Source organism: Blastomonas sp. SL216 (assembly GCA_026625625.1).
Lineage (GTDB): Bacteria > Pseudomonadota > Alphaproteobacteria > Sphingomonadales > Sphingomonadaceae > Blastomonas.
Map to the genome: position 1 here is coordinate 2,983,935 of CP113055.1, position 25,715 is coordinate 3,009,649.

A 25,715-nucleotide genomic window follows, 5' to 3' on the forward strand; every position below is an offset into this window, starting at 1 on the left:
GCAGGATTCGGTCGAGAGGCAGGCGATTTGATACGGGCTTCGACAGATGTCGAGCGGCAGGAAGCGATCCGGCGCTATTTGCCGATGCAGAAGGCACCGAACAACGCATCGAGCATATCCTCGACATGCGTCCGCCCGAGCAGCTGATCGAGCGCCAGCCGGGCAAGGCGCAGCGCCTCTGCGCGAAGCAGCAGATCACTCTGTGCCGCCGCCTGCTCAAGCGCGGCTCCGCATTCGCTCAGCAGGCGATGCTGGCGGGCATTGAGGGCTACTTCGCCGCTTGCTGGCAGCATAGTCCGAGCCGCAGCGATCAGATCGGCGACCAGCGCATCCAGACCTTCACCGGTGCGCGCCGATAGGCGGTGGCGTGCGCCCTGCTTTGTTTCACGTGAAACAGCGGCACGGTCGGTCTGCGCTTCCACCTCCCACAAAACGGGATGATCGGGGCCCTCTCCCTCCGGTCCCAGCCACAGCACGATGTCTGCCGCCGTCATGGCCTGATGCGCTCGCTCGATACCTATGGCTTCGATCGCTTCGGCACCATGGTCGCGCAATCCCGCAGTATCGGTGAGCACGAACGGTACTCCGCCCAGCGCCACCGGCGCCTCGATCACGTCGCGCGTGGTCCCGGCAATGTCGGACACGATCGCCGCGTCGCGTTGCAGCAGCGCATTGAGCAAGGTCGATTTACCCGCATTGGGTGGCCCTGCCAGAACGACGCGGATGCCATCGCGCAACCGCTCTGCGCGAGGACGCGCCAGTGCATCTTCGATCTGCCCGGAAAGCGCAGCGATCCCCTCACCCACCGCATCATCGGCATGTTCGGGCACATCGTCTTCATCCGAAAAATCGAGCGCCGCCTCGACCAGTGCGGAGAGCCGCAACAGGTCGGTCCGCCACGCCTCGACCTGGCGCGACAGATGGCCGCTCGCCACCCGCACCGCGGCCACGCGCTGCGCCTCGGTTTCGGCAAACAGAAGGTCGGACAGGCCCTCGGCCTCAGCCAGATCGATGCGGCCGTTGAGGAACGCCCGCCGCGTGAACTCGCCCGGCTCGGCGAGCCTCAACCCTGCCATGCCGGACAAAGCATCTTCCACCGCCCGCACCACAGCCCTGCCTCCATGCAGGTGCAGTTCGGCCAGGTCCTCGCCCGTGGCATTGGCAGGGCCGGGAAACCACAGCACGACGGCGCGATCGAGCAGCTCATGCGATTCAGGGTGGGATAGCGTCCGCAAAGAGGCGCGGCGTGGCTGCGGAACGGTGCCGCACAACGCCTTCAGCGCCAGGCCAGCCTCAGGCCCGCTGATGCGGATGATCGCCAATGCAGCGGGTGGTGCGCCGCTTGACAGCGCATAGATCGTCTCACCCGCATGCATGGCTCAAGTTACGGGAGTGTCAGTCCGAAGACTTCTTGCCGCTGGCTCCGGCGGCAGCGGCATCCATGATCTGCTGGAAAAAGCGCAGGCCCATCTCGCCCATCGGCGCGATGTTCTTGGCTATGTTCTGCAGCTGATCGACATTGCTGGTGCCCTTCATCGCATTGACGACACCGTCGACATAGGTGCGGTTGACATCAGACACATCGGGCAGCCCCATGAAACGACGCATTTCTTCCGGGGAACAATCGACTTCGATATTCACTTTCATGGCAATACCCTTATTCAGCGCAAAGGCCCCCAAGCCCCGGATTCACGCTTATCAGCATGGTCAAAGTGGGTATAAACGGGTCACAAATCAATCGAATTGATGATGGAGAGCATAATGGGTTCGACGCACAGCATCCCGACTTTCGACCATGACGCCAGCTTCAACGCCTATGTCGCCCAGCCTGTGGGCACACCGAAAGCCGCGATCATCGTCATCCAGGAGATTTTCGGCGTCAACGAAGGCATTCGCCGCAAATGCGATGGCTGGGCTGCGCTGGGCTATCTCGCGGTGGCGCCAGATCTGTTCTGGCGGATCAAGCCGGGAATCGAGCTCGACCCCGATGTCGAGGCGGAGCTGCAGGAAGCGTTCGGCTATTTCGGCCAGTACGATCCCAATGACGGGGTCAAGGATATCGAGGCGACCATCCGCGCCATCCGTTCCGGCGTTGGCGGGCTCGAGGGCGTCGCCAAGGTCGGTGCGGTCGGATACTGTCTCGGCGGAAAGCTTGCCTATATGGTCGCCGCGCGCACCGATGTGGACGCCAGCGTCGGCTATTACGGCGTGATGATCGACCAGATGCTGAACGAATCGCATGCCATTGCCCAGCCGCTGATGCTGCACATTCCCACGGCCGATCACCTGGTTGGCCCCGAAGCGCAGGCGACGATCCATGCCGGGCTGGACGATCACCCCAAGGTGACGCTGCACGATTACGAGGGGCTGGACCATGGCTTTGCCGCCGAAATGGGCAACCGCCGCAATGATGCCGGTGCCGAGCTCGCCGATGGCCGTACCGCCGCCTTCTTTGCCGAGCATTTGGCATGAGCGCCGCGCAAGCCGGAATCGCCGCCTGGCATGACTATATGCACGGCGGATCGGAGCCCGAAAAGCTGAGCGCGATGCTGGCGGACGATGCGGTGTTTCACTCGCCTGTCGTCCACACCCCGCAGGAAGGCAAGGCCAAGGTCTTCGCCTATCTGCACGCAGCATCGTACGTGCTGGGCAATGACAGCTTCCATTATGTCCGCGAGATCGTCGACGGCGATACCGCCGTGCTCGAGTTCGCGCTGGTGCTCGATGGCATCGCGGTCAACGGCGTCGACATGATCCGCTGGAATGCCGACGGCCAGATCGAGGACTTCAAGGTGATGGTCCGTCCGTTGAAGGCGATCAACAAGGTATGGGAGAAGATGGGCGAAATGCTTGCCAAGGCGGGTTGAGCGTTTTTCGCCGGTTTTCGTCATTCAACGCGAACGCGGGAATCCCGCTTTCGCGCGGGTGACGAGAAAGCGTAACCCAATAGGTTAATTATCCGCCATCAGATAGACGATGATTGCTTCGCGTTCCTCGGCCTTGCGCAAACCGAAAAAACCCATCTGGTTGCCGGGCACCACCGCCTGGGGATCGGTGAGGAAGCGGTCGAGCAGTTCGGCGGTCCAGCGCCGATTATGGGCCGCAAAGTCCTTGAAAGCCCTGGAATAGGCAAAGGTCTTGTCGCCTGCCAGCGGTCGCTGGCCCAGGCGGTCGAGATTCGGCCCGCTGAGCCCCTTTTCCTCCTTTTTGATCGAATGGCAGCTGTAACAGCGCTGGAACGCACGTTCACCAGATGGGTTCCCGGCTTGCGCCACGGCAGCACCCGGAATCAGCGCCAGCAGCAGCGGCATCACCGATCGCAATCTCATTTGTCGGTTCGCACCACCATCAAGCGTTCGGTGCCCGATTCCGGCAGGAACACCTCGCCCTTGCGGCCCAGGATCTGGCGGACATTGGCGCCTTCGCCGCTGCCCGGATAGCGAGCGGTGAACTTCTCGGTGCGCGGGTTGAACACCCGGGTCGAATTGTCCCCGAAATCGCTGACCCAGACCATGTCACGCTCATCGACATAGACGGCATAGGCCTTGGGCGCGTCGCCGGGCAGCTTCCAGGTCTTCCAGCTCCTGTTCGACGGACGATAGCGATACAGCTCGCCGCTGTTCCAGCCGGTGATCCACAAGTCGCCCTTGCTGTCCGCCCAGACCCGGCGCAGCCCTGCCCCCTTGGTCGGTGGCTCGATGACCGTGATCTGCCCGCTGGCGCTGTCGATCCGGGCGAGATGGCTGCCCGCCAGCGACACATACCAGACATTGCCATCGGGCGCGGTGGCGATGCCATAAGGCCCCCTGCCCTTGGGATCCTTCCACAGCTCGACATTGCCGCCTGCAGCAGCAACCCGGCCATAGACGCCGTTCTGCCCGGTGAACCAGTGCGTCCCCTTGCCGTCAAAGGCCCCGGTGTTGAGGTTGGCATAGCCGCTGTCCGCCGGAAGCTTCCAGATGTCGAGCTTGGCGGTAGCGGGATTGTAGCGGACGATCGCGTTCTGCCCGCCATCGGTGATCCAGGCCATGCCGTCGGGGCCCTGGATAACGCCATGTGGCGCGGAGTCAGCGCCAAGGGGCACCTGCACCACCTGGCCGGTTGCCGGATCGAGAATGCCAAGCGCGCCCTGGCCCTGCGCGGTGTACCAGATCTTGCCATCGGGTGCGGGCGCCACATCGTGCGGGCGCGATCCCTTGGGCAGCTCGAACAGGGTGATGTTGCGGCCGATCTCGGCCGATGCGGCGATCTGCGCCTTTTCCTTCGCGATCAGCGGACCACTCGCGAGACAGGCCAGCGCCATTCCGGAAAGCAACACCTGCTTCATGCAAAAATCCTCCCCGACCGATGTCCGATCCTATCAGGGATCCAGCACCGGTGGAGAGGAAATATTGCGCGTTACAGTGCGATCAGCCGAACAGCGTCACGACGCCGACACTGGGGTCGACAAAACCGTCATAGATCATCTTGCCGGCGACATAGAGGATCACGGCGAGGCCGATATAGGCGATCCAGCGATAGCGCTCGATGTATTTGGCGATGAAGTTCGCCGCAATGCCCATCAGCGCCACCGATAGGATCAGGCCGACGATAAGGATGCCGGGATGCTCGCGCGCCGCACCAGCAACGGCCAGCACATTGTCGAGACTCATGCTGACATCGGCCACCGCAACCGCCCAGGCGGCAGCGGCAAAGCTCTTGGCAGGCCGGATTCCGCTATGCTCGTCGCCCTCGATCTCGGGGGATCCGCCTGACGGGCCTGCCGGTTGCAGCTCGCGGTACATTTTCCACGAGACCCATAGCAGCAACAGGCCGCCGGCGAAGATCAGGCCGACAATCTGCATCAGCTGGGTCACGACCAGCGCAAAGGCGATGCGCAGCACGAGCGCAGCCATGATCCCGATCAGGATCACCTTGCGCCGCTGTTCGGCGGGCAGGCCCGCTGCCAGCGCGCCGACAACGATCGCGTTGTCGCCGGCCAGCAGCACGTCGATCATCAGCACCTGACCGAAGGCGGCCAGAGCGGAAGGGGAGCCGATATTCGAAAAATCGGCAACAATATGGTTCCACAATTCCATCATGATGGGTGTCGCAGCCCTGCAGGATTACTGGTTCATGGAGTCGAAGAAGTCTTCGTTGGTCTTCGAATCCTTCATCTTGTCGAGCAGGAACTCCATCGCGTCGACGGTACCCATCTGCATGAGGATGCGGCGAAGCACCCACATTTTCGAGAGGATATCCTTCTCCACAAGCAGCTCCTCCTTGCGCGTGCCGGACTTTCCGACATCGAGCGCGGGGAAGATACGCTTGTCGGCGACCTTGCGATCCAGCACTATTTCGCTGTTGCCGGTGCCCTTGAACTCTTCGAAGATCACCTCGTCCATGCGGCTGCCGGTATCGATCAGCGCGGTGGCGATGATCGACAAGGAACCGCCTTCCTCGATGTTGCGCGCAGCACCGAAGAAGCGCTTGGGACGCTGCAGCGCGTTGGCATCGACGCCGCCGGTCAGCACCTTGCCCGACGAGGGGACAACGGTGTTGTAGGCACGGCCCAGACGCGTGATCGAATCGAGCAGGATGACGACATCCTTCTTGTGCTCGACCAGACGCTTGGCCTTCTCGATCACCATTTCGGCGACCTGGACATGGCGCTGCGCAGGCTCGTCAAAGGTCGAGGAAATCACCTCGCCCTTCACGCTGCGCTGCATGTCGGTGACTTCTTCCGGGCGCTCATCGATCAGCAGCACGATCAGAAAGACTTCAGGATGGTTGTCGGTGATCGCCTTGGCGATGTTCTGCAGCAGCACGGTCTTGCCGACGCGCGGCGGCGCGACGATCAGCGCGCGCTGGCCCTTGCCCTGCGGCGAGACGATATCGATCACGCGCGCCGACTTGTCCTTGACCGTGGGGTCGAGCGTGTCGAGGCGCAGCTTCTCGTTGGGATAAAGCGGCGTCAGGTTGTCGAAATTGACGCGGTGACGCACGACGTCGGGATCGTCGAAATTGACCGCAGTCAGCTTGGTCAGGGCAAAATAGCGCTCGCCATCGCGCGGCGCGCGGATTTCGCCTTCCACCGTGTCACCCGTGCGCAGGCCAAAGCGGCGCACCTGGTTCGGCGAAACATAGATATCGTCGGGCCCGGCGAGATAGTTCGCCTCGGGGCTGCGCAGAAAGCCGAAACCGTCGGACAGCACCTCGATGGTGCCCAGACCCATGATCTGCTCGCCATCTTCGGCAAGTTCCTTGAGGATCGCGAACATCAGGTCCTGGCGGCGGAGCGTCGATGCGCCCTCGACGCCCAGCTCTTCAGCCATGGTGACGAGTTCGGCGGGGGTTTTCTGCTTGAGTTCTTTAAGATGCATGGGGTGCAATAGTCCGTGGGAAGGGTGCCGCCAAAAATGGGAACGCGGCAGTCAGGAAAGAGATGCTGGACGCCCGGCCGGTAATCCGGTCACTGGTGGAGTGGGTCGTCAAAGGTCCCGGACGGGACGCATCGCAAATAGGCCGCAGGCACGCGAAAGTCAATCCGGACTGCGATGGGGCGAGGGACGCATCTCTCCCCTCCCGCATGCAGGAGGGGTGGCCGAAGGCCGGGGTGGGCCTGACCACCCTTAGTGCTCCTATCCCACCCCGGCGCGGAAGACCGGGCCTGCCCCTCCCCAAACGGAGGGGAGAAGGGGAAATCAGAACGGTTTGACGATCACCAGGATCACGATGACCGCCGCGGCGATGCCAGGCACTTCGTTGATCAGCCGCAACTGCTTGCCGGTGAGCTTGCGCTCGCCCCGGGCCAGCTTTTTCGAATAGCCGATCATCCAGCCATGATAGCCGCTCAGCAGCAGCACGAAGAACAGCTTGGCGTGGAGCCATCCGGCCACCCACCAATTGCCCTGGCTCGCCAGGATCAGTCCCAGCACCCAGACGATGATCATCGAGGGGTTGAGGATGATGTTCTTGAGCTTGGATTCGCGGTCGGTCCAGCGGGTCGCCTCTTCCGATCCATGCTCCGCCTCCTGGTGATAGACCAGGAAGCGCGGCATCATGAACAGGCCAGCCATCCAGAAGATGACGAAAATGAGGTGCGCCGCTTTCAGCCAGAGATAGAGCATGGAGAGAACATAATCCGTTGTCAGAAGAAGCTCGTTCATGGGTTCTGCCGCCAGTCACACCGGTTTAGGCGGCAGGGCGGTCATACGCCCTGCTTCACCAGTGTAAGCAGTGCGTGCACGTGTTCAATGGGCGTCTGCTGCAATATGCCATGCCCCAGATTGAAAATATGCGGCCGCCCCTCGAACGTGCGGATGATGTGCCTGACCGCGCTTTCCATCTGCTCGCCGCCCGCCAGCAGCGCCAGCGGATCGAGATTGCCCTGTACCGGCAGATGCGCCGGGATGTTGGCTGCAGCCCAGACCGGATCGATCGTCTCGTCCAGACCCAGTGCATCGACGCCGGTCTCGCGCGCGTAGGCGGCAAGCTTTTCGCCCGCGCCCTTGGGGAAACCGATCACCGGAACGCCGGGCCGCGCGGCGTGAATGGCCGCCGCGATGCGCGCATTGGGCGCGATCACCCAGCGTTCGAACTGCGCCGGGGCAAGCGATCCCGACCAGCTGTCGAAAATCTGCACCGCATCGACGCCGGCATCGATCTGGCCGATCAGATACTGGATGGTGAGGTCGACGATGGCATCGATCAGCGCCTGAAAGCCAGCGGGATCGCGATAGGCATATTCGCGCGTGGCATGCTGGTCCTTGCTGCCCTCGCCATTGACCATATAGGTCGCGACGGTCCAGGCAGACCCTGCAAAGCCCAGAAACGCCTTTTCAGGCGCGAGCTCGGCCTTCACCAGGCGCACGGTCTCATAAATGGCCTCAAGCCGCTGGTGGACCGGCACAAGGCTCTCCAGCGCATGATCGAGCAGCCGGGGCGACAGATGCGGCCCCTCGCCCACCAGGAACTTCAGATCCTGGCCCATGGCATAAGGCACGATCAGGATATCGGAAAACAGGATGGCGGCATCGAGATCGAACCGGCGCAGCGGCTGCAGCGTGATCTCGGCAGCGGCGGGGCTGTCATAGACCAGCTCCAGAAAGCCGCCTTTCTCTGCCCGCAAAGCCCGGTACTCGGGCAGGTAGCGTCCGGCCTGACGCATCATCCACATCGGCGGCACCTTGGCCACCTGACCCGCCAGGCAATCGAGCAATGGCGCCTTGCGCGCCGTCATCTGAGTTGTGTCCCCACCCATCTTAATTCTTATATCCTTTATATAGGGATTGTTGTTGAAGAAGGCCGCTGGAAAACCGGCATGACGCTTTCTTGCCTTATGTATCGACAGATTGACAGTCGGCAAATCGCCCGAGGCTGACGAGTCGGCAAATTTATCCCAGCTTTCAACAGGCTGTGGGAAAACCTGTCCCGTGTGGATAAGCCCCGTGATGAATCTCCGGTCAGGGGGGAGCGATTCCATCCCCGGTTTTGCCCACAATATCATGCCTTGATTTATCCCCGCGCTGCCCACAGACCAGAGGCATGAGCCGCTTCCACCTCCATCTCTTGTCAGATTCCACCGGTGAGACGCTGGAGAACATCGCCAAGGCGGCGCTGGCCCAGTTCGACGCGGTCGAGATCATCAAGCATTTCTGGCCGATGGTCCGATCGGAGACGCATCTCGACCGGATATTGGACGAGGTCGCCGCCAATCCCGGGCTGGTGCTGTTCACGCTGGTCAATCCCGATATCCGCGCCAAGCTCGAACGGCGGTGCCGGGTGCTGGGCCTGCCGATGGTGCCCGCGCTCGATGCGGTGACCGACGCCTTGTCCAACCTGCTCGGCCAGGCGGCCAAGGCGCGTCCGGGCCGGCAGCATGTGCTCGATGCCGCCTATTTTGCGCGTGTCGAGGCGATCCAGTTCACCATCGCGCATGACGATGGGCAGAATTGGGAGAATTGGGAGGCGGCGGACATCGTGCTTGCCGGCGTGTCGCGATCGTCGAAGACGCCGACCTCGATCTATCTTGCCAATCGCGGCTACAAGACCGCGAATATCCCGATCGTCGTCGAATCCCCGCCGCCTTCTGCGCTGTTCACGCTCAGGCACCCGCTTGTCGTCGGGCTGACGACCAATCCGGAACGGCTGATCGCGGTGCGCCGCAACCGGCTGTTGTCCTTGAACCAGGCCCCCGAAACCGACTATGTCAATGACGAGAAGGTCAAGGCCGAGCTGGCCTTTGCCCGGCGGATGTTTGCGGATAATGGTTGGCCGGTGATCGACGTGACGCGCCGGTCGATCGAGGAATCGGCAGCGGCGATCATCAACCTGTTCAACGAGCGTGAAGCCGCGCGCGAGAACAGGCGCCAGGCAACAGACCCAGTGGACAAGGCCTGATTTGGATAAGGCATAAGGACGATACACATGCTGATACTCGCATCGCAAAGCACCGCGCGCCGGGCCATGCTCGATGCCGCCGACGTGCCCTTTTCGGTGGTGGCGGCGCATATCGATGAATCGTCCATCCGCGCCTCGCTGCACGCCGACGGCACGTCCCCCCGCGACATTGCCGATGCCCTGGCCGAGGCGAAGGCGATGCGTGTCGGCACGCGCCGCCCCGAAGCGATGGTGCTCGGCTCCGACCAGATCCTGGAAACCGCGAGCGGCGAGATGCTGACCAAGCCGCAGACGCCCGAGGATGCGATCCGCCAGCTCGAAACGCTGTCGGGCAAGGCGCACAAATTGTGGAGCGCAGCCGTGATCGTCGAAGGCGGCCGCCCGATCTGGCGGCATGTCGACAAGGCGGTGATGCACGTGCGTCCGCTGGGCAGCGCCTTTGTGCGCGACTATGTGGAAAAGCACTGGGAAACCATTGGATATACGGTGGGCTGCTATGAGATCGAGGGCGCTGGAGCCCAGCTTTTCAGCCATATCGAAGGCAATCTGTTCACCGTGCAAGGCATGCCGCTGCTGCCGCTGCTCGGTTTCCTGCGCGAACGCGAACTGATGCCGAGCTGATCCGGCTGCATTGACCATGACAGGCACCCCTTATGCCGAGGTGATCGGCGACCCGATCGCGCACAGCAAATCGCCGCTGATCCATGGATTCTGGCTCAAGGCTCTGGGCATGGAGGCGGAGTATCGCGCCTGCCATGTCACGCCCGAGGGGCTTGGTGATTATATCGCCGCACGACGCGACGATCCGCTGTGGCGCGGCTGCAACGTCACCATCCCGCACAAGATCGCGGTGATGGAACTTGTCGCCGATCCGGGCGGTGTGCGCAGTTCGATCGGCGCGATGAACACCATCGCGCGCGATGAGAAGGGCGCGCTGATCGGCACCAATACCGATGCGGGCGGGTTCTACGCGCCGCTCGGCCAGAGCGATTTTTCCGGGGCCGATGTCGCGGTGATCGGCGCAGGCGGGGCCGCGCGGGCGGTGCTGTTCGCGCTCTCGCGGATGGAGGTCGGCAGCGTCACCATCCATGCGCGCAATGCGCTGAAAGCGATGGGGCTGCTTGCCGGTTTCGGGCTCAAGGGTCAGGTGCGCGGCATGGCCGATGCGCTGGGCGAGGTCGATCTGCTGGTCAATACCAGCCCGCTCGGCATGAAGGGCTTCGATCCGCTGGTGGTCGATCTGGATCCGCTGCCCGACGGCGCGCTGGTCTATGACATTGTCTACAATCCGCTGGAAACCGGGCTGCTCAAGGCGGCGCGCGCACGCGGGCTGGAGACGGTCGACGGGCTGGACATGCTGATCGGCCAGGCCGCGCTCGCCTTCGAGATATTCTTTGACGCTGCACCGCCGCGTGATCGCGATGCAGAGCTGCGGGCGCTGCTCATCGCATGATGGCCCCGATCAAGCGTCTGCCGCCGCACCACCGGCATCGCCCGATGGTGCTGGGGCTGACGGGATCGATCGGCATGGGCAAATCCGCGGTGGCCAAGATGCTGCGTGCGCAAGGCATACCGGTGTTCGATGCCGATGCCGAGGTGCATGTGCTCCAGGGGCCGGGCGGCGCCCTGCTGCCCGCGATCGAGGCGGCATTCCCCGGCACTACCGGTCCCAAAGGGGTTGATCGGGCCAGACTGGGCGCGGCGGTGTTCGGCAATCCGGCAGCGCTCAAGCGGCTCGAGCATATCGTCCATCCCGCGGTCGGCCGCTCGCGCGCCGCCTTCGTGCGCGCCAACCGGTCGCGCCGCATCATCGTGTTCGATATTCCGCTGCTGTTCGAGAAAGGCGGCACGCAGAATGTCGACGGCATCATCGTGGTGTCCGCCGCGCTTTGGCAGCAGCGCAAGCGCGTGCTCGCCCGACCGGGCATGACCGCGGCACGGCTGCGCCATATCCGCCACCTGCAGATGGCCGATCATCACAAGCGCGCGCATGCCGACTGGGTGATCCCCACCGGCGGGACCAAATTGGCGACGCGACAAGCGGTGCGAAAGCTGCTGGGGAATTTGCGCTCGTCTCTTGCGCGATGACCAAATCGGTCCAATAGTAGATGGAATGAGAGAGATAATCTTCGATACCGAAACCACCGGCCTGTCACCTGATGAAGGACACAGGATGGTGGAAATCGGATGTATCGAGATGGTCGGTCGCAGCCTGACAGGACGCACCTTCCACGCCTATTTCAACCCGCAGATCCCGATGCCGCCCGAAGCCGAAAGGGTGCATGGCCTTGGCGATGCGTTTCTGGCCGACAAGCCGCTGTTTGCTGCCGGGGTCGATGATCTGATCGAATTTCTGGGCGATGCGACCCTGGTCGCGCACAATGCCGGGTTCGACATGCGCTTCCTCAATGCAGAGCTTGCGATGGTCGGACGGCCGGCGATCGCGATGAGCCGCGTGATTGATACCGTTGCCATGGCGCGCGCGAAATTCCCCGGATCGCCTGCCAGCCTCGACGCCCTGTGCAAGCGCTTCGGCGTCGATCGCAGCCACCGCGTGCTGCACGGCGCGCTGCTCGATGCCGAGCTGCTCGCGCAGGTCTATATCGAGCTGACCGGCGGCCGACAGATCGGTCTTGGCCTGGCCGATGACAGCGCCGACGATTCGACCGGCACCGCTGCCCGGCCGCGTCTCATCCCAGGCGTCCAGCGCCCGCACCGCCTGCCCCGGCCCTTTGCCGCGAGCGAGGCGGAACTGGCCGCGCATGCCGAATTCCTGGGCAAGATCAAGCAGCCGCTCTGGCTGTCGACACGCTAGGCTCAGTGCTCAAATCCATCACGGAAAGGAGGTCTTTACCCCAATTGTCACCCCATCCTTAGCGTAGTCCGCTCAAGGATAATCTGGTCCGGCCGGTCGCGGCAGTGATCCGCTGACAGGCCCTAGTCATGGAGAACATCATGGACATTCGTATTTCTGGTCATCAGGTCGACACCGGCGAAGCGCTGAAGGTGCATGTCGAGGACCGACTCAATGCGATTGTCGAAAAGTATTTCTCCAAGGCGATATCCAGCCATGTGACATTCGGGCGAGGGCCGCACGACCAGTTTCAGTGCGATATCGTCACCCATGTCATGCAGGGCCTGATCCTCAAGGGGCATGGCCTGGCGCATAATGCGCATGTCGGTTTCGACGGCGCGGCGGACAAGATCGAAAAGCAGCTGCGCCGCTATATGGGCCGGCTCAAGGGCCGTCACGAACAGTTCCAGCACGCCGCGCGCGAGGAAGAGGCCGCTTATGTGGTGTTCGAAAGCGCCAATGAGGAAGAAGAGGTCCTCGGCGATGCGCCGGTGGTGATCGCCGAAACCCGGGTCGACGTGCCCGAGGCGACGGTGTCCGATGCGGTGATGATGCTCGATCTGCGCAACACCAATGCGCTGTTCTTCAAGAACACCGGCACCGGGCGGCACAATATGGTCTATCGCCGCCCCGATGGTTCGATCGGCTGGGTCGAGCCGCGCGTCTGATAAATCGCGCTGGCTGTGCGCCAGTGCATCGCACGGCTTGGTTTTTCAGCCGATATGGTGCATGGGCGCGGCAGCAACGCGTCGGCGGGATGAGGCAACCCCCTCCCGGCAGGGCCGACGATGATCTGATGAACATTCGTGCGCGCCGTCCCCGCAACGATCGGGGGCGGCGCGACAGAATCGAGAATTTTGACTGTCATGGCATGGTTCGAACTCCATAAGCAGGCGGTGCTGATCTCTGCCCGCGTCGCGGACAAGCACCAGGCGCTGGAACTGGCGTCCGAACAGTTCGGGCATTGTTACGGTCTCGATCCCGACAAGGTGCTCGCCTGCCTGCTCGAGCGTGAGCAGCTGGGCTCGACCGGCTTTGGTCGCCGTGTCGCCATCCCTCATGGCAAGCTGGACGGGCTCGACCATTCGGTGGCGGTCGTGCTGCGCCTCGGCAAGCCGATCGAATTCGGCTCGATCGACAATCTGCCGGTCGATCTGGTGATCGCGCTGCTGTCGCCGGTCGCCACGGGTGCAATGCATCTGCAGGCGCTGGCGCATATCTCTCGCCTTACCCGCGACGAAAAGACGCTCGCCAAGATCAAGGGTACCGATGATCCCGATGCCATCTATGCGCTGGTGACCGCCGAGCTGGACCGTGACGCTGCCTGACCAGGCAGCAGGGTCGGGCGAAGAGGCGCATTTTCGCGCGCTGGAACGCCTGTATGCAGCCGCCGCAATCAACCGCCTTTTCCCTTCGCGGCTGACGATTACCGGGGCCGGCAAGGCGCGGATCGATTTCGATGTGACGCCCGAGCATTTCCACGCCGCCGGAGCCGCGCACGGCACCTTGTATTTCAAGATGCTCGACGATGCGGCCTTTTATGCCTGCAACGCGCTGGTCACCGACCGCTTCCTGCTCACCACCGCCTTCAACCTGCATTTCACCGCGCCGGTGCGCGCCGGGCCGGTCTATGCCGAGGGTCATTGGGTGAGCGGACGCCGCCGCGTCTGGGTCGGCGAATCGCGGCTGGTCGACAGCCATGGCGAAGAGATTGCCCGCGGCACCGGCACCTTCATGCGCTCGCATATCGCGCTTTCGGGGCTTGAAGGGTACAAGCGGCCGCCATCAGAGGATGGTCGGTGATCGAGCCCCGGCTGGCGGCGCATGTCCGGATCGAGGCGCTCAAACGCCTGACCTCTGCCGCTGGCGGATTTGCCACCATCATCGCCAGGGGTGACCCGGTATCGGGTGCGATCCTGATCGCGCGGACCGTGCGCGGGCAGGACAATGCGCTGCTCGAATCCTTTCTAGGATTCGATGGAAAACCCGATTGGCAGGAGGTCTGGGCAGAGGATTCGGCGCAGGACACGGCCAAGGGCAGCATGGCCGAATATGTCGAAAGACGCCGGGCGCGCGACACCGATTTGTGGATTATCGAACTGGATGTCGCCAGCCGCGCACAGTTCAACGCGATAATCGCGCAGGCGAGTTGACTCGCTTCACCCGCTGCTAGAGGGGCCGCTGCACCGATTAACGCGCAGGCGGCTCATATGGTTCCCCGGCTTTTTTAAGCCAGAGAAGAACAGGGCTAGCACGCAGACGGGGGGTTTCCCTTCCGGAACTGACCGGGCCCTGGTGCCTGATTGCTGTTCCGGCTGTGGTGATCCACCGCACAGTCAAAGTTTGTAATGAGTAAGATCCTCAAGGTCGCCAGCATGGCCGCCATGGCAGTATATTCGATTGCCACACTCTCTCTCACCGACGCCTCAGCCGCCTTTGCATCGCCGCTGATCGCCGACATGATCCAGCCGGTTCCCGCCCAGAGCAGCGATGATACCGCATCCAGCGCCACCGAAGCTGCTGTCGATGCCTCTGCCCAGGCCGAAACCGCTCCCCAGCAGATCGACACGCAGACCGCCCAGCCGCCGCTCAAGGCCGAAAGCCTGGCGCAGCTCGTGGCGATGTCCGACCTTCCCGCCGACATGGACGAAGAGACCCGCTGCCTGGCGGGTGCCGTCTATTTCGAATCCAAGGGCGAAACTCTGAATGGCCAGCTTGCCGTCGCCAAGGTGGTGATCGCGCGCCGCGATTCGGGCCGCTTTGCCAGCAGCCTGTGCGGCGTGGTCTATCAGCCCAGCCAGTTCTCGTTCGTTCGCGGCGGCCGGATGCCCGCCATCCCCACCGCCAGCCAGGACTGGAAGGAAGCCGTCGCCATCGCCCAGATCGCGATCAAGGATGCCTGGGAAAGCCCGGTGGAAGGCGCGCTGTTCTTCCATGCGCGCCGCGTCTCGCCCGGCTGGCGCATGCAGCGCCTGGCGGCGGTCGACAATCACGTTTTCTATCGCTGATCCCGGCTGCCTGCCGGCGGCCGATCCAGCATCGAGCTAGTCCTTTGGGTCGCAAAGGACTGAGGCGGGCGCACCAGTTGCGTCCGCCTCGACTTTTTGGGGCATAGGCCGGGTACACAGAAAAAGACCGGCAGCTTGGGGGCTGCCGGTCCAGTCGGGTTTTACCAAGGGTGTGGTAATCTGGAAGGGCTTAGCTGCCGACAGCGATGCGCTCGCCGGCCTTGAAGCGCTCACCGGCCTCGGCGCGGGCGACCAGGGTCACCATGGCGCGCTGGCCGCTGGCCATGGTCTCGCTGACACAGGTGCGATAGTCGATCTGCTCGCTCAGCGGGCCGCGCGGCAGGCTGCCGCAAACCTGGTTGGTGGCGGAGCGCAGCCGGGTCTTGAGCGTTTCGGCTCCCTCCGGCGTGGTGAGGTCGAGATCGACAAAACGCACTTCGACGCTGCGCACGACGCGGTTGGCGGAGACCTGCTCGGTCACGGCCGGCTTGGCCTGGGCGGTGGCGGAAAAGATGATGGCCGAGGCGGCAGCAGCGGCCAGGGCACGAGAGGCGAACGGGGCAAGAGCACGGGCGAACATGGGGGTGGGGTCCTTTCTTCGGGGGCAAGCTGAACGTCGGGCCGGTCCTTCCGGCAAGGGTCCCATCAGGACCGGCCCTGTTTTCGTTTGCCGCCGATGTCCGGCCTGGGGAGCTATGGAGCATCGGCGACATCTTTGGGATAGGCCGGTGCGTGGCCAGGGTCGCGCCATGCTCGACAAGGGCGCAGCAGGCGTCGCTCAACGACTACAGGTGTCGACGAACGACAGTGCCGTATCGACGAATGTTACTTATGCAAAGAAACTGTCACCGAATCGGCAAGATTCGGTCATGTTGCCGCTACGGAAAGCTGCCCGCCCGTCTCATCGGGCAATTGAGCAAGCGATGGCCGTCCGCCGGGGCCACTCCGGTTCCACGTGGAACCGGTTTCAGATCAGCCCGGCGAGCGGACTGGAAGGATCGGCATATTTGCGCGTGCCCATGCGCCCGGCCAGATAGGCATCACGGCCTGCCTCGACCGCCAGCTTCATCGCGCGCGCCATGCGGATCGGATCCTTCGCCTCGGCAATGGCGGTGTTCATCAGCACGCCGTCGCAGCCCAGCTCCATCGCGATTGCCGCATCGGACGCGGTACCGACGCCTGCATCGACCAGCACCGGCACCTTGGCGTTCTCGACGATCAGCCGGATGGTGACGCGGTTCTGGATGCCCAGCCCCGATCCGATCGGCGCGCCCAGCGGCATGATCGCCACCGCGCCTGCGTCTTCCAGCCGCTTGGCGCCGATCGGATCATCGACGCAATAGACCATCGGCTTGAAGCCTTCCTTGGCCAGGATCTCGGTGGCGCGCAGCGTCTCGTGCATATCGGGGTAGAGCGTCTTGGCCTCGCCCAGCACCTCCAGCTTGACCAGATCCCATCCGCCTGCCTCGCGCGCCAGGCGCAGCGTGCGGATTGCTTCCTCGCCGGTGAAGCAGCCTGCGGTATTGGGCAGATAGGTGATCTTCTTCGGATCGATAAAGTCGGTCAGCATCGGCGCACTGGGGTCCGACACGTTGACCCGGCGCACCGCGACGGTGACGATCTCCGCGCCCGAGGCTTCGAGGGCTGCTGCGTTCTGCGCAAAGTCCTTGTACTTGCCGGTGCCGACAATCAGGCGCGAACGGAAATGGTGGCCCGCCACGCTCCAGCCATCATCGGCGGGCGCATGGTCGCCGCCGCCGACGAAATGGACGATCTCCAGCCGGTCGCCGTCCTGCACCATCACCTCGGCAAGCGTCGACCGCGGCACGATCTCCAGGTTGCGCTCGACCGCGACCTTGGCGGTATCAAGCCCCAGGGTACCGACCAGGGCGGCAATGCTGTGCCCGGCGGGCACGCGGCGCGGCTCGCCATTGATATGGATGCTGATCTGAGCGGTGTCGGTGGAGGTGCTGGTCATAGGCCGCGACTCTTGGCGCGGATAAAGGGGCAAGGGCAAGCCCCAATATTGGCAATCGCGGTGATCAGTGCTGACGCGCGGCGCGATAGTTGAGCAGATGCGCGATGCTCAGCAGGGCGACGCCGACAAAGGTCAGCGCATATTCCCAGGGTCCGCCATGCGGAACCGTCATCGCGGCGAGCATCGCGGCGATACCGAACGTACCGATTGCCAGCGGCAGCCGCGCACCATGCAGCCTCAACCCGTGGCCGAGCGCCAGCGCAGCCATCACCGCAGCCAGGACAAAGCCGATCTCATGCACCCAGGGGGAGAGGAAAATGCCGCCCATCGAGGCGAATCCCGCAACCAGCCAGATGCCTGCCGCGCAGTGCACCATGCACAGCGCAGACAGCGCAATCGCGGCCGAATCGAGCTGGCCGGACCGGGTGATACGAGACAACATGGCCCGCACATAGGTGATATGATATCATTGCGCAATGCATTGCTTCGCATTTGATGCTGCAACCGCGACCAGCCGAGCCAAAAAACCCCTTGCAAGCCGAAGCCTTGCATCCGAAATGCAGCAGATCATGACCAGCCTTTCGCAGCCCCGGATCGCCACGCCCCTGTCGCATGACCGCACCGCGCCGCAAGCGATCGCGGTGTGGCTCTATGGCGTTGCGCTGCTGGTCTTCTGCATGGTGGTTGTCGGCGGCATCACCCGGCTGACCGAATCGGGCCTGTCTATCACCGAATGGAATGTCGTCACCGGCACGCTGCCGCCGCTCTCCGAATCCGCCTGGGTATCGGAGTTCGAGAAGTACAAGCGCATCCCCGAATATATCGAGGTCAATGCCGGGATGACGCTGGCCGAGTTCAAGACCATCTATTTCTGGGAATATGTCCATCGGCTGCTCGGGCGGCTGGTCGGGCTTGCCTTTGCGCTGCCCTTTGCCTGGTTCGCGATCCGCCGCGCTATTCCGCAGGGCTATGGCTGGCGGCTGTTCGCGCTGTTTGCGCTGGGCGGGCTGCAGGGGGCGATCGGCTGGTGGATGGTGGCATCGGGCCTGACCGAGCGCACCGATGTCAGCCATTTCCGGCTCGCGGTGCATCTGCTCAACGCGCTGTTCATCATGTCCGGGCTGATCTGGACCGCGCGCGACCTTCAGGTGCTGGCACGCGATCCCGCCGCGCGCCCTGCCCGGATGACCGGTCTGGCGCTGGCGGCGATCCTCATCCTGTTCGTCCAGCTGCTACTTGGCGCCTGGGTCGCGGGGCTCAACGCCGGCTATGCCGCCAAGAGCTGGCCGCTGATGAATGGCAGCTTCGTGCCGGTGGATATCGACTGGTCCAAGGGCGTGCTGCACGCGCTGACCTATGATCCGTTCCTGCTGCACTTCCTGCACCGCTGGTGGGCCTTTGCTGCGGTTGCCGCGCTGGTGGTGCTGGCGCGCGCGGTGCGCAAGGCGGACCGCGCAGCGTCGATTGCCATCCACAGCGCCTTCGGCGTGCAGGTGCTGCTGGGCATCGCCACGGTGATGAGCAGCGTCGACCTGCATCTGGCGGTGCTCCACCAGGCCGTCGGCGCGATCCTGGTCGGCACTGTCGCCTGGGGTGCGCACAGCCTGGGCCGAGCGTCCCTGCCGGCAGCATCATGATCGATCCGGTCAGCGAGGCCAGCGATATCCGGCTGGTCTATTGCCCCTTTGCCGATGAGGAAGAAGCCCGGACCATCGCCCGCACGGTGGTGCGCGAACAGCTGGCCGCCTGCGCCAATGTGCTCGCGCCGGTCCAGTCGATCTTCCACTGGGAAGGCGCGCTGACCGAGCAGGCCGAAGTGCCGGTGCTGTTCAAGACCGCGCTGCCCCAGTCCAAGGCGCTGGTCGCGCGTATCGTCCATCTGCACAGCTATGACGAGCCTGCGGTGCTGGTGCTGCCGGTCGAATATTGCCCGCCCAGCTTCCGCGCCTGGGTGCTCGGCCAGACGCTGGCGACCGACTGACGAGACGCTTGCGCCGCAGCGCGAATCGCGGCTTTTGTCGGGCTTGATGCGGGGCCGAATATCCGGTGGTATTATAATACCCCTCACCAATAGCCCCAAAATGCTTGACGAATCGGGGGTTGATCGTCATTAGCCGCGCTTCGTTCAGGCCTGCCTAGCTGCGGCCTGTCGTGTCACGGAAATCTGTCAGCCGGTCGCAGGCGGGACCTTTCAAGGTCCGGCATCGCAGCGGAGGACGTTTTGGAAGGTTGAAGGCCATGAAGGCTTTGCTCAAGACCACCAAGTCGATCAAGCCGGCTGAGGTGGAAAAGAAATGGCATATTATCGATGCCGATGGACTGGTGGTCGGCCGCGTCGCGGTGATCATCGCCAACATCCTGCGCGGCAAGCACAAGCCGAGCTACACCCCGCATGTCGATTGCGGTGACCATGTCATCGTCATCAACGCCGGCAAGGTGCAGCTGACCGGCAACAAGCGCAGCGACAAGGTCTATTACAAGCACACCGGTTATATCGGTGGCATCAAGGAAGTGACCGCCGCCAAGGTGCTGGACGGCCGCTTCCCCGAGCGCGTGCTTGAAAAGGCGGTGGAGCGCATGGTTCCCCGTGGTCCGCTGGGTCGCCAGCAGATGCGCAACCTGCACCTCTTCACCGGAACCGAACATCCGCATGCCGGCCAGCAGCCCGAAGTGCTCGACGTGGCCTCGCTCAACCGCAAGAACAAGGTGGGTGCATAATGTCTGATACCGTGCAATCCCTGTCCGACATCAAGGACATCGCTGCCGACATCGAAACCCCCGGCACCCCCGCCGTCAAGGTTTCGAACGCCCCGCTGCGCGAGCAGGAACTGGACAAGCAGGGCCGCGCCTATGCCACCGGTCGCCGCAAGGACGCCGTGGCCCGCGTGTGGCTGAAGCCCGGCACCGGCAAGATCATCATCAACAAGCGCGACCAGGAAGTGTATTTCGCACGTCCGACGCTGCGTCTCGTCATCAACCAGGTGTTCGACATTACCGAGCGCCAGGGCCAGTATGACGTGATCTGCACCGTCAAGGGCGGCGGACTTTCGGGCCAGGCCGGCGCGGTCAAGCATGGCATCAGCCAGGCGCTGACCAAGTACGAGCCTGCGCTGCGCAGCACGGTCAAGGCGGCAGGCTTCCTGACCCGCGACAGCCGTACCGTCGAGCGTAAGAAGTACGGCAAGGCCAAGGCGCGCAAGAGCTTCCAGTTCTCGAAGCGCTGATGCGTCTGGTCGCCAGCGTCCTGCTTGGGCGCTACGCGATGCCGGAATGAAAAACGGGGTGATCGCCCCCGCTGGACGCCCCTTCGGGCGCTTCCATCGGGCCAGCGATCGCCCCGATTTTCGTTTTGGTGCAAAAGGCACGCACGCCAGCGCTTGCGCCGCGTGCCTGCACCCGCTAAGGGCGTCGCCTGCCCGCGAAGGAGTGTAGCTCAGCTGGTAGAGCGTCGGTCTCCAAAACCGAATGCCGGGGGTTCGAGTCCCTCCACTCCTGCCAGCGGCGATCAATCCCTCCCCCGATGGGGAGTCCCCCATCCATTGAATCCCCTTGCCCTTCCGGATTTGCGCGGCTATGGGGCTGTCTTTCTCCGACAGGGTGCATATATCGTGTTTCAGCCGGGCAGGGCTGGCGGCGATGTGCCTGCAACAGCGGATATGCCCGCCTTTCGGAACAAGGAAAGTGACAAGGCCATGGCCAGCGAAGGAAAGAAGACCAGCCCCGGCGAATTCGTGCGACAGGTGCGTACGGAAGCGTCCAAGGTCGTCTGGCCGAGCCGCCAGGAAACGGTCACCACGTCGATCATGGTGTTTATCCTGATGACGATCCTGGCGATCTTCTTCCTGACCGTCGATTCGGTCTTCGGCGCCATCGTCAAATGGCTGCTCACGCTCGCGTGAGAGTACCAAACCGTTTTGTGAGAGAGAACTGAATGTCGCGCTGGTACATCATTCACGCTTATTCCGGCTTTGAGAACAAGGTCCGCGACGCGATTCTCGCCGATGCAGAGCGCATGGGCCTGTCGGCGCTGGTCGAGCAGGTCGAGGTGCCCACCGAAACCGTGACCGAGGTGCGTCGCGGCAAGAAGGTGCAGACCGAGCGCAAGTTCTTCCCCGGCTATGTGCTGGCCAAGCTCAAGATGACCGACGATGTCTATCACGTCGTCAAGAACACGCCCAAGGTCACCGGCTTCCTGGGCCCCAATGGCAAGCCGCAGGCGATCAGCGACGCCGAGGCCGCCCGCATCCTGAACACCAAGGAAGAAGCCGCCAACGCGCCGCGCGCCCGCATCGATGTCGATTACGAGATCGGTGATTCGGTCAAGGTGCTCGAAGGTCCGTTCGCCAGCTTCAACGGCATCGTCGAGGAACTCGATTTCGACAAGGCCCGCGTCAAGGTCTCGGTCTCGATCTTCGGCCGCGCAACGCCCGTCGATCTCGACTTCGAGCATGTCGAACTGGCAAAGTAAGGTTTCACCCTCTCCCTTTACGGGAGAGGGACAGCTTCGCGTAAGCGAAGCAGGGAGAGGGCTGGGAGCACAATTCGCGCCCAGACATGCCCTCTCCAACTCCGCCTAGGCAGCGAAGCTGCCAAGGCTCCATATCCTCTCCCGTAAAGGGAGAGGATAAAACGTGCGGGAGACGGGCCTCAACCCGTCGCTTGACCGCTTAATTTGAGGGCAACCGCCCGATAGAATGAAGGAGTGCCATCGTGGCAAAGAAGATTGAAGGCTATATCAAGCTGCAGGTGCCTGCGGGCTCTGCCAACCCCTCTCCGCCGATCGGCCCGGCTCTGGGTCAGCGCGGCGTGAACATCATGGAATTCTGCAAGCAGTTCAACGCTGCCACGCAGGAAATGGAAAAGGGCACGCCCCTTCCGACCGTGATCACCGTCTATGGTGACCGCAGCTTCACCTTCGTGACCAAGACTCCGCCGGCGAGCTATCTGATCAAGAAGGCGGCCAACCTGAAGAGCGGTTCGAAGCTTCCGGGCAAGGAAAGCGCCGGAACCATCAAGCGTTCGCAGCTGGCCGAAATCGCCCAGGCGAAGATGGCTGACCTCAATGCCAACGACATCAAGGCAGCAACGAAGATTATCGAAGGCTCGGCTACGTCGATGGGCCTCGAAGTGGTGGAGGGCTGATATCATGGCAAAAGTGACCAAGAAGGCAAAGGCTCTCGCCGCCAAGCTCGACGCTGAAAAGCTGTACGGCGTTGATGAAGCCATCAAGACCATCAAGGAACTGGCGACGTCGAAGTTCGACGAAACCATCGAAGTCGCGCTGAACCTGGGCGTTGACCCGCGTCATGCCGACCAGATGGTCCGCGGTGTCGTGTCGCTGCCCTCGGGCACCGGCAAGGACGTGCGCGTCGCCGTGTTTGCTCGCGGTGACAAGGCCGAAGCGGCTCTGGCTGCTGGCGCCGAGCGTGCGGGCGCCGAAGACCTGATGGAAGAGATCCAGAACGGCAAGATCGATTACGACCGCATCATCGCCACCCCCGACATGATGGGTGTGGTCGGTCGTCTCGGCAAGCTGCTGGGTCCCAAGGGCCTGATGCCGAACCCGAAGCTGGGCACCGTGACCCCGAACGTCGCCGAAGCCGTCAAGGCGGCCAAGGGCGGCCAGGTGGAATTCCGCGTCGAAAAGGCCGGTATCATCCATTCGGGCATCGGCAAGGCGAGCTTCTCGGACGAGGCGCTGCGCGCCAATTTCGATGCATTCGTCGATGCGATTGTCAAGGCAAAGCCCTCGGGCTCCAAGGGCAAGTATCTGCGCAAGATTTCGGTCAGCTCGTCGATGGGCCCCGGCCTGAAGGTCGATGTGTCGGAAGTGCACGCAGGCTGATTGTCACAACAATCGGTTAAACCCATTCAGGGGTCGAAGGGGAACCTTCGGCCCCTTTTTGGTGTCTGGCTTCGATGAGCCAGTCCTTTGGCCCATCGCCCTCTTGCCGGAGCCCCCATCCATGACCCTCGATCTGCACGTCACGCTGACCTATGACATGGAGGTGCCGACCGACATCCTGCTCCAGGTCGAAGCCGCTGCCATCCCCGAGCAGCGGATCGAATGGGCGCATATCGAGGCATCGACCTGCGATCATTTCGTCCGGGTGGCGGCGCTGGACGGGATCGGCGACCGGATATGGCTGCGCACCAGTGGTCGGCTCAGCATCGATTATCGCGCGCGGATGACGGTGCTGCGCGACCTGGCCGATGTCGCCACCCTGCCGCAGATGCCGCTGCACCTGCTGCCGGGCGAGACGGTGCAATATCTGTTCGATTCGCATTATTGCCCGGCGACCAAGTTCCACAGCTTTGTCGACACCGAGTTCGGCGAGCTGACCGGCGGCGCGCGGATCACGGCGATGCGCGACTGGATTGCCGAACATTTCGTCTATCAGCCGGGCAGTTCCGACGGCACGACCACCGCGCTCGACAGCTTCGTGATGCGCCAGGGCGTCTGCCGCGATTATGCGCATGTGATGATCGTGCTCGCCCGCGCCTGCTCGATCCCCGCGCGCTTTGCCAGCGTCTATGCGCCCGATGTGTCGCCGCCCGATTTCCATGCGGTGGCAGAGGTGTTTCTGGGCGATCCCTCGGGCGAGGGCGGTGCCTGGCACCTGATCGATCCGACCGGCATGGCGACCGCTTCCGACATGGTGAAGATCGGCGTCGGCCGCGATGCGCTCGACGTGGCCTTTCTCACCGCGTTCGGCACCGTCGAACTGGTCGAGCAGCAGGTCAGCGTCACCCGCGCCTGAGGATCGGTCATTCGGTCAGGTCAGGCCGCCAATCCGCCGCCAGCCTGCGGCCAGGGGGAGGGGCCTGGGGTTCGTCCGACAGCTCGGCCACGTCGAGCAGCCGGGCCAGCAGCCTTTTGCCGAAGGGCCAGTCGCCCAGATCCGATTCGGCATTGATATGGCCGGCGCGGCCCGCATCGACATGGTCCGCGCCCCAGAAGCTGGCGAGCCGATAGGCTCGGTCGGGGCTGATATAGGGGTCGTCGCGGCTGCTCACCAACAGGCTGGGGAAGGGGAGTACCCCGCGCGCCGAGGGCGCAAAGCTGTTGAGCCGCGGGTCGGCAGGCGCATTGTCGACCTCTGGCGGGGCGACCAGCAACGCGCCGACCACCTTTCCGCCCGCGCGGGGCCGCTCGAGCGCAGCCCACCAGGCCACCGCATGGCAGCCCAGCGAATGCGCGACCAGCACGATCGGCCCTTCGGTCTGGCGAATCGCCAGGTTCAGCCGGTTGACCCAGGCATTGCGGTTGGGGGTGTGCCAGTTGCCCATATCGACGCGGTGGCAATTGAGCCATTGGCGCTCCCACAGGCTCTGCCAATGCGCGGGGCCGCTATTGTCGAGTCCGGGAACCAGGAGGATATTAGGATCGCTGTGCGAACGGGAATGAAAACCGGTCATGAGGCACCTTCCATTTCGAGTCGGCCCGTCCGGGGAGTGGCGGACCATGACCAGACAATAACTCAACTAAACTAGTAGACAAGTGATCTGCGACACATCGAAGCCGCGCTGCGCCGGGCCGAAACAGCGACAAGGCTTGACTCACGGGCCAGTGCTGCTATTGGCCCGCCCTGACCGGACACGCCGCAAGGCCTGTCCGATCGCCGTCCGAGACAGTTGGTGCGGGGGATTTGCCCCGCTTAATTTCCAGCCTAGACGGGGACATGTTTTTCACTGCTTCCGGCTTCGACCGGAACAGACGCTGCCATTTTCGTCCCTCTGGCGCTTTGGCGCAGCAGGGGCTTCGGCTCGGCAAACACCCCCACGGACAGACGGAGCAGAGCGGCAGGGACCGGCAACGGCCCTTTTCGCGCTGCACAAGCAACCGGGCGCACCGGTGGATGATCGCCGATCGTCCGCAAGCCGATGCGCTCATGTGGAAGGAGAACGGCATGGATCGTGCTGAAAAGAAAGCCGCTGTTGCCTCGCTGAACGCAACCTTCGGTGAAGCCGGTGTGGTGGTGGTGACCCGTAATCTGGGTCTGACCGTTGCCAAGTCGACCGAGCTTCGCACGAAGATGCGCGCAGAAGGCGCCAGCTACAAAGTGACCAAGAACCGGCTGGCCAAGCTTGCCGCTCAGGGCACGCCTTATGCCTCGATCGCTGACCTGTTCACCGGCCCTGTCGCGCTTGCGACTTCGGGTGACCCGGTGGCAGCGGCCAAGGTCGCGGTCAATTTCGCCAAGGATAACGACAAGCTCGAAATCGTTGGCGGCGCGATGGGCGACGTCGTTCTGGATGCCGAAGGTGTCAAGGCGCTCGCCTCGATGCCCTCGCTCGACGAACTGCGCGCCAAGATCATTGGTCTCGTCAATGCCCCGGCAACCAAGGTTGTCCAGGTCATTCAGGCTCCGGCCGGGCAGCTTGCCCGCGTGTTCGGCGCCTATGCGGCCAAGGAAGACGCATAAGCTTTTGTACCCCCTGTCGCAGGCCCGGCACGGTCCGGCTGCGGCAAGCAACATTATCTAGAATTGGA

At 63.3% G+C, this 25,715-nt stretch carries 34 protein-coding genes, 1 tRNA gene and 1 pseudogene; 23 read left to right on the top strand and 13 right to left on the bottom strand.

The features are described 5' to 3' along the window. Positions 1-74: 74 nt before the first annotated feature. A complete protein-coding gene (mnmE, locus tag OU999_14070) occupies positions 75-1,376 on the bottom strand; it encodes a tRNA uridine-5-carboxymethylaminomethyl(34) synthesis GTPase MnmE (protein WAC22860.1) in 1,302 nt (433 codons plus the stop codon). A gap of 19 nt (positions 1,377-1,395) precedes the next feature. Then, positions 1,396-1,647 (bottom strand): DUF6489 family protein, encoded by a 252-nt coding sequence (locus OU999_14075; protein ID WAC22861.1) that lies wholly within the window; start codon positions 1,645-1,647, stop codon positions 1,396-1,398. A 114-nt stretch (positions 1,648-1,761) separates the two neighbouring features. Here OU999_14075 and OU999_14080 point away from each other — a divergent pair, with 114 nt between their 5' ends. Beyond that, the gene (locus tag OU999_14080) at positions 1,762-2,472 is read left to right on the top strand and encodes a dienelactone hydrolase family protein (protein WAC22862.1); all 711 of its coding nucleotides are present in this window, start codon (positions 1,762-1,764) and stop codon (positions 2,470-2,472) included. After that, positions 2,469-2,867, top strand: a complete 399-nt coding sequence (locus OU999_14085; GenBank protein ID WAC22863.1) for a nuclear transport factor 2 family protein — start codon at positions 2,469-2,471, stop codon at positions 2,865-2,867. Before OU999_14080 ends, OU999_14085 begins: the two co-directional genes overlap by 4 nt. 84 nt (positions 2,868-2,951) lie before the next feature. Here OU999_14085 and OU999_14090 read toward each other — a convergent pair whose 3' ends face one another. From OU999_14090 to hemE, 6 genes are all read right to left on the bottom strand, one after another. Then, on the bottom strand, positions 2,952-3,329 hold the full coding sequence (locus tag OU999_14090; GenBank protein ID WAC22864.1) for a c-type cytochrome: 378 nt from the start codon (positions 3,327-3,329) through the stop codon (positions 2,952-2,954). Next, a complete protein-coding gene (locus OU999_14095) occupies positions 3,326-4,327 on the bottom strand; it encodes a lyase (GenBank protein ID WAC22865.1) in 1,002 nt (333 codons plus the stop codon). Before OU999_14095 ends, OU999_14090 begins: the two co-directional genes overlap by 4 nt. Positions 4,328-4,409: 82 nt before the next feature. Beyond that, positions 4,410-5,081 (bottom strand): TerC family protein, encoded by a 672-nt coding sequence (locus tag OU999_14100; protein ID WAC22866.1) that lies wholly within the window; start codon positions 5,079-5,081, stop codon positions 4,410-4,412. Between the two features lie 24 nt (positions 5,082-5,105). Further along, entirely contained in the window at positions 5,106-6,362 is a 1,257-nt protein-coding gene (gene rho / locus OU999_14105; GenBank protein ID WAC22867.1) for a transcription termination factor Rho, read from the bottom strand. A gap of 321 nt (positions 6,363-6,683) precedes the next feature. Further along, positions 6,684-7,148 (bottom strand): protoporphyrinogen oxidase HemJ, encoded by a 465-nt coding sequence (gene hemJ / locus OU999_14110; GenBank protein WAC22868.1) that lies wholly within the window; start codon positions 7,146-7,148, stop codon positions 6,684-6,686. 41 nt (positions 7,149-7,189) lie between these two features. Then, positions 7,190-8,221: a uroporphyrinogen decarboxylase gene (gene hemE / locus OU999_14115; GenBank protein WAC22869.1), complete on the bottom strand. Its 1,032-nt coding sequence runs from the start codon at positions 8,219-8,221 to the stop codon at positions 7,190-7,192. A 305-nt stretch (positions 8,222-8,526) separates the two neighbouring features. Between hemE and OU999_14120 the strand changes: the two genes are divergently transcribed. The 10 genes from OU999_14120 (at position 8,527) to OU999_14165 (ending at position 15,243) form a co-directional block, all read left to right on the top strand. After that, positions 8,527-9,381, top strand: coding sequence for a kinase/pyrophosphorylase (locus OU999_14120; protein WAC22870.1), 855 nt, complete (start codon positions 8,527-8,529; stop codon positions 9,379-9,381). A gap of 27 nt (positions 9,382-9,408) precedes the next feature. Continuing rightward, positions 9,409-10,002 (top strand): Maf family protein, encoded by a 594-nt coding sequence (locus tag OU999_14125; protein WAC22871.1) that lies wholly within the window; start codon positions 9,409-9,411, stop codon positions 10,000-10,002. Positions 10,003-10,018: 16 nt separating this feature from the next. After that, positions 10,019-10,834 (top strand): shikimate dehydrogenase, encoded by an 816-nt coding sequence (aroE, locus tag OU999_14130; GenBank protein WAC22872.1) that lies wholly within the window; start codon positions 10,019-10,021, stop codon positions 10,832-10,834. Continuing rightward, a complete protein-coding gene (gene coaE, locus OU999_14135) occupies positions 10,831-11,469 on the top strand; it encodes a dephospho-CoA kinase (protein ID WAC22873.1) in 639 nt (212 codons plus the stop codon). The genes aroE and coaE overlap by 4 nt, the downstream gene beginning before the upstream one ends. 25 nt (positions 11,470-11,494) lie before the next feature. Continuing rightward, positions 11,495-12,196, top strand: a complete 702-nt coding sequence (gene dnaQ / locus OU999_14140; protein WAC22874.1) for a DNA polymerase III subunit epsilon — start codon at positions 11,495-11,497, stop codon at positions 12,194-12,196. Positions 12,197-12,336: 140 nt separating this feature from the next. Beyond that, positions 12,337-12,903 carry a ribosome-associated translation inhibitor RaiA gene (gene raiA / locus OU999_14145; protein ID WAC22875.1) on the top strand — a complete coding sequence of 189 codons (567 nt, stop codon included), beginning with the start codon at positions 12,337-12,339 and terminating at the stop codon, positions 12,901-12,903. Positions 12,904-13,101: 198 nt separating this feature from the next. Beyond that, a complete protein-coding gene (locus OU999_14150) occupies positions 13,102-13,563 on the top strand; it encodes a PTS sugar transporter subunit IIA (GenBank protein WAC22876.1) in 462 nt (153 codons plus the stop codon). Then, complete coding sequence (locus tag OU999_14155; protein WAC22877.1) at positions 13,550-14,038, top strand: PaaI family thioesterase; 489 nt, start codon at positions 13,550-13,552, stop codon at positions 14,036-14,038. The genes OU999_14150 and OU999_14155 overlap by 14 nt, the downstream gene beginning before the upstream one ends. Further along, a complete protein-coding gene (locus tag OU999_14160; GenBank protein WAC22878.1) occupies positions 14,035-14,388 on the top strand; it encodes a DUF1491 family protein in 354 nt (117 codons plus the stop codon). Before OU999_14155 ends, OU999_14160 begins: the two co-directional genes overlap by 4 nt. A 195-nt stretch (positions 14,389-14,583) precedes the next feature. After that, complete coding sequence (locus OU999_14165; GenBank protein ID WAC22879.1) at positions 14,584-15,243, top strand: cell wall hydrolase; 660 nt, start codon at positions 14,584-14,586, stop codon at positions 15,241-15,243. Between the two features lie 190 nt (positions 15,244-15,433). Here the strand turns inward: OU999_14165 and OU999_14170 are convergent, their stop codons facing one another. The 4 genes and pseudogenes from OU999_14170 to OU999_14185 all read right to left on the bottom strand — a co-directional run bounded on the left by OU999_14170 (position 15,434) and on the right by OU999_14185 (position 17,663). Next, entirely contained in the window at positions 15,434-15,823 is a 390-nt protein-coding gene (locus OU999_14170; protein WAC22880.1) for a UrcA family protein, read from the bottom strand. Between the two features lie 387 nt (positions 15,824-16,210). Continuing rightward, complete coding sequence (locus OU999_14175) at positions 16,211-16,963, bottom strand: bifunctional sulfur carrier protein/thiazole synthase protein (protein WAC25434.1); 753 nt, start codon at positions 16,961-16,963, stop codon at positions 16,211-16,213. Between the two features lie 42 nt (positions 16,964-17,005). Continuing rightward, positions 17,006-17,221: pseudogene (gene thiS, locus OU999_14180) on the bottom strand (sulfur carrier protein ThiS). A 64-nt stretch (positions 17,222-17,285) separates the two neighbouring features. Then, a complete protein-coding gene (locus OU999_14185) occupies positions 17,286-17,663 on the bottom strand; it encodes a MerC domain-containing protein (protein WAC22881.1) in 378 nt (125 codons plus the stop codon). 127 nt (positions 17,664-17,790) lie between these two features. Between OU999_14185 and OU999_14190 the strand changes: the two genes are divergently transcribed. The 10 genes from OU999_14190 to OU999_14235 all read left to right on the top strand — a co-directional run bounded on the left by OU999_14190 (position 17,791) and on the right by OU999_14235 (position 23,982). After that, positions 17,791-18,858: a COX15/CtaA family protein gene (locus tag OU999_14190; protein ID WAC22882.1), complete on the top strand. Its 1,068-nt coding sequence runs from the start codon at positions 17,791-17,793 to the stop codon at positions 18,856-18,858. Beyond that, positions 18,855-19,202 carry a divalent-cation tolerance protein CutA gene (locus tag OU999_14195; GenBank protein WAC22883.1) on the top strand — a complete coding sequence of 116 codons (348 nt, stop codon included), beginning with the start codon at positions 18,855-18,857 and terminating at the stop codon, positions 19,200-19,202. The genes OU999_14190 and OU999_14195 overlap by 4 nt, the downstream gene beginning before the upstream one ends. A gap of 257 nt (positions 19,203-19,459) precedes the next feature. Then, positions 19,460-19,939, top strand: a complete 480-nt coding sequence (rplM, locus tag OU999_14200; GenBank protein WAC22884.1) for a 50S ribosomal protein L13 — start codon at positions 19,460-19,462, stop codon at positions 19,937-19,939. Then, positions 19,939-20,445, top strand: a complete 507-nt coding sequence (gene rpsI, locus OU999_14205; GenBank protein WAC22885.1) for a 30S ribosomal protein S9 — start codon at positions 19,939-19,941, stop codon at positions 20,443-20,445. The genes rplM and rpsI overlap by 1 nt, the downstream gene beginning before the upstream one ends. A 198-nt stretch (positions 20,446-20,643) precedes the next feature. Next, a tRNA-Trp gene (locus OU999_14210) sits at positions 20,644-20,719 on the top strand. A gap of 194 nt (positions 20,720-20,913) precedes the next feature. After that, entirely contained in the window at positions 20,914-21,120 is a 207-nt protein-coding gene (gene secE / locus OU999_14215) for a preprotein translocase subunit SecE (protein WAC22886.1), read from the top strand. Between the two features lie 32 nt (positions 21,121-21,152). Beyond that, on the top strand, positions 21,153-21,689 hold the full coding sequence (gene nusG / locus OU999_14220; GenBank protein ID WAC22887.1) for a transcription termination/antitermination protein NusG: 537 nt from the start codon (positions 21,153-21,155) through the stop codon (positions 21,687-21,689). A 242-nt stretch (positions 21,690-21,931) separates the two neighbouring features. Further along, entirely contained in the window at positions 21,932-22,363 is a 432-nt protein-coding gene (rplK, locus tag OU999_14225; GenBank protein WAC22888.1) for a 50S ribosomal protein L11, read from the top strand. A 4-nt stretch (positions 22,364-22,367) separates the two neighbouring features. Next, entirely contained in the window at positions 22,368-23,066 is a 699-nt protein-coding gene (gene rplA / locus OU999_14230) for a 50S ribosomal protein L1 (protein ID WAC22889.1), read from the top strand. Positions 23,067-23,187: 121 nt separating this feature from the next. Beyond that, positions 23,188-23,982: a transglutaminase family protein gene (locus tag OU999_14235; protein WAC22890.1), complete on the top strand. Its 795-nt coding sequence runs from the start codon at positions 23,188-23,190 to the stop codon at positions 23,980-23,982. Positions 23,983-23,989: 7 nt separating this feature from the next. Here the strand turns inward: OU999_14235 and OU999_14240 are convergent, their stop codons facing one another. Then, positions 23,990-24,640, bottom strand: a complete 651-nt coding sequence (locus OU999_14240; protein WAC22891.1) for an alpha/beta hydrolase — start codon at positions 24,638-24,640, stop codon at positions 23,990-23,992. Between the two features lie 491 nt (positions 24,641-25,131). Here OU999_14240 and rplJ point away from each other — a divergent pair, with 491 nt between their 5' ends. Further along, positions 25,132-25,647, top strand: coding sequence for a 50S ribosomal protein L10 (gene rplJ / locus OU999_14245; GenBank protein WAC22892.1), 516 nt, complete (start codon positions 25,132-25,134; stop codon positions 25,645-25,647). The last annotated feature ends 68 nt before the right edge of the window (positions 25,648-25,715 follow it).

What these genes read in the sequence shown, in the direction of transcription:
- secE (WAC22886.1), top strand. Translation starts at nt 20,914, where the DNA reads ATGGCCAGCGAAGGAAAGAAGACCAGCCCCGGCGAATTCGTGCGACAG.
- rho (WAC22867.1), bottom strand. Translation starts at nt 6,362, where the DNA reads ATGCATCTTAAAGAACTCAAGCAGAAAACCCCCGCCGAACTCGTCACC.
- hemE (WAC22869.1), bottom strand. Translation starts at nt 8,221, where the DNA reads ATGACGGCGCGCAAGGCGCCATTGCTCGATTGCCTGGCGGGTCAGGTG.
- OU999_14190 (WAC22882.1), top strand. Translation starts at nt 17,791, where the DNA reads ATGACCAGCCTTTCGCAGCCCCGGATCGCCACGCCCCTGTCGCATGAC.
- OU999_14095 (WAC22865.1), bottom strand. Translation starts at nt 4,327, where the DNA reads ATGAAGCAGGTGTTGCTTTCCGGAATGGCGCTGGCCTGTCTCGCGAGT.
- rplM (WAC22884.1), top strand. Translation starts at nt 19,460, where the DNA reads ATGAAGGCTTTGCTCAAGACCACCAAGTCGATCAAGCCGGCTGAGGTG.
- nusG (WAC22887.1), top strand. Translation starts at nt 21,153, where the DNA reads ATGTCGCGCTGGTACATCATTCACGCTTATTCCGGCTTTGAGAACAAG.
- OU999_14150 (WAC22876.1), top strand. Translation starts at nt 13,102, where the DNA reads ATGGCATGGTTCGAACTCCATAAGCAGGCGGTGCTGATCTCTGCCCGC.
- rplA (WAC22889.1), top strand. Translation starts at nt 22,368, where the DNA reads ATGGCAAAAGTGACCAAGAAGGCAAAGGCTCTCGCCGCCAAGCTCGAC.
- OU999_14195 (WAC22883.1), top strand. Translation starts at nt 18,855, where the DNA reads ATGATCGATCCGGTCAGCGAGGCCAGCGATATCCGGCTGGTCTATTGC.
- OU999_14075 (WAC22861.1), bottom strand. Translation starts at nt 1,647, where the DNA reads ATGAAAGTGAATATCGAAGTCGATTGTTCCCCGGAAGAAATGCGTCGT.
- OU999_14240 (WAC22891.1), bottom strand. Translation starts at nt 24,640, where the DNA reads ATGACCGGTTTTCATTCCCGTTCGCACAGCGATCCTAATATCCTCCTG.
- OU999_14125 (WAC22871.1), top strand. Translation starts at nt 9,409, where the DNA reads ATGCTGATACTCGCATCGCAAAGCACCGCGCGCCGGGCCATGCTCGAT.
- hemJ (WAC22868.1), bottom strand. Translation starts at nt 7,148, where the DNA reads ATGAACGAGCTTCTTCTGACAACGGATTATGTTCTCTCCATGCTCTAT.
- OU999_14100 (WAC22866.1), bottom strand. Translation starts at nt 5,081, where the DNA reads ATGATGGAATTGTGGAACCATATTGTTGCCGATTTTTCGAATATCGGC.
- OU999_14080 (WAC22862.1), top strand. Translation starts at nt 1,762, where the DNA reads ATGGGTTCGACGCACAGCATCCCGACTTTCGACCATGACGCCAGCTTC.
- OU999_14235 (WAC22890.1), top strand. Translation starts at nt 23,188, where the DNA reads ATGACCCTCGATCTGCACGTCACGCTGACCTATGACATGGAGGTGCCG.
- rpsI (WAC22885.1), top strand. Translation starts at nt 19,939, where the DNA reads ATGTCTGATACCGTGCAATCCCTGTCCGACATCAAGGACATCGCTGCC.
- OU999_14165 (WAC22879.1), top strand. Translation starts at nt 14,584, where the DNA reads ATGAGTAAGATCCTCAAGGTCGCCAGCATGGCCGCCATGGCAGTATAT.
- mnmE (WAC22860.1), bottom strand. Translation starts at nt 1,376, where the DNA reads ATGCATGCGGGTGAGACGATCTATGCGCTGTCAAGCGGCGCACCACCC.
- raiA (WAC22875.1), top strand. Translation starts at nt 12,337, where the DNA reads ATGGACATTCGTATTTCTGGTCATCAGGTCGACACCGGCGAAGCGCTG.
- aroE (WAC22872.1), top strand. Translation starts at nt 10,019, where the DNA reads ATGACAGGCACCCCTTATGCCGAGGTGATCGGCGACCCGATCGCGCAC.
- OU999_14090 (WAC22864.1), bottom strand. Translation starts at nt 3,329, where the DNA reads ATGAGATTGCGATCGGTGATGCCGCTGCTGCTGGCGCTGATTCCGGGT.
- OU999_14085 (WAC22863.1), top strand. Translation starts at nt 2,469, where the DNA reads ATGAGCGCCGCGCAAGCCGGAATCGCCGCCTGGCATGACTATATGCAC.
- dnaQ (WAC22874.1), top strand. Translation starts at nt 11,495, where the DNA reads ATGAGAGAGATAATCTTCGATACCGAAACCACCGGCCTGTCACCTGAT.
- OU999_14170 (WAC22880.1), bottom strand. Translation starts at nt 15,823, where the DNA reads ATGTTCGCCCGTGCTCTTGCCCCGTTCGCCTCTCGTGCCCTGGCCGCT.
- coaE (WAC22873.1), top strand. Translation starts at nt 10,831, where the DNA reads ATGATGGCCCCGATCAAGCGTCTGCCGCCGCACCACCGGCATCGCCCG.
- OU999_14185 (WAC22881.1), bottom strand. Translation starts at nt 17,663, where the DNA reads ATGTTGTCTCGTATCACCCGGTCCGGCCAGCTCGATTCGGCCGCGATT.
- rplJ (WAC22892.1), top strand. Translation starts at nt 25,132, where the DNA reads ATGGATCGTGCTGAAAAGAAAGCCGCTGTTGCCTCGCTGAACGCAACC.
- OU999_14120 (WAC22870.1), top strand. Translation starts at nt 8,527, where the DNA reads ATGAGCCGCTTCCACCTCCATCTCTTGTCAGATTCCACCGGTGAGACG.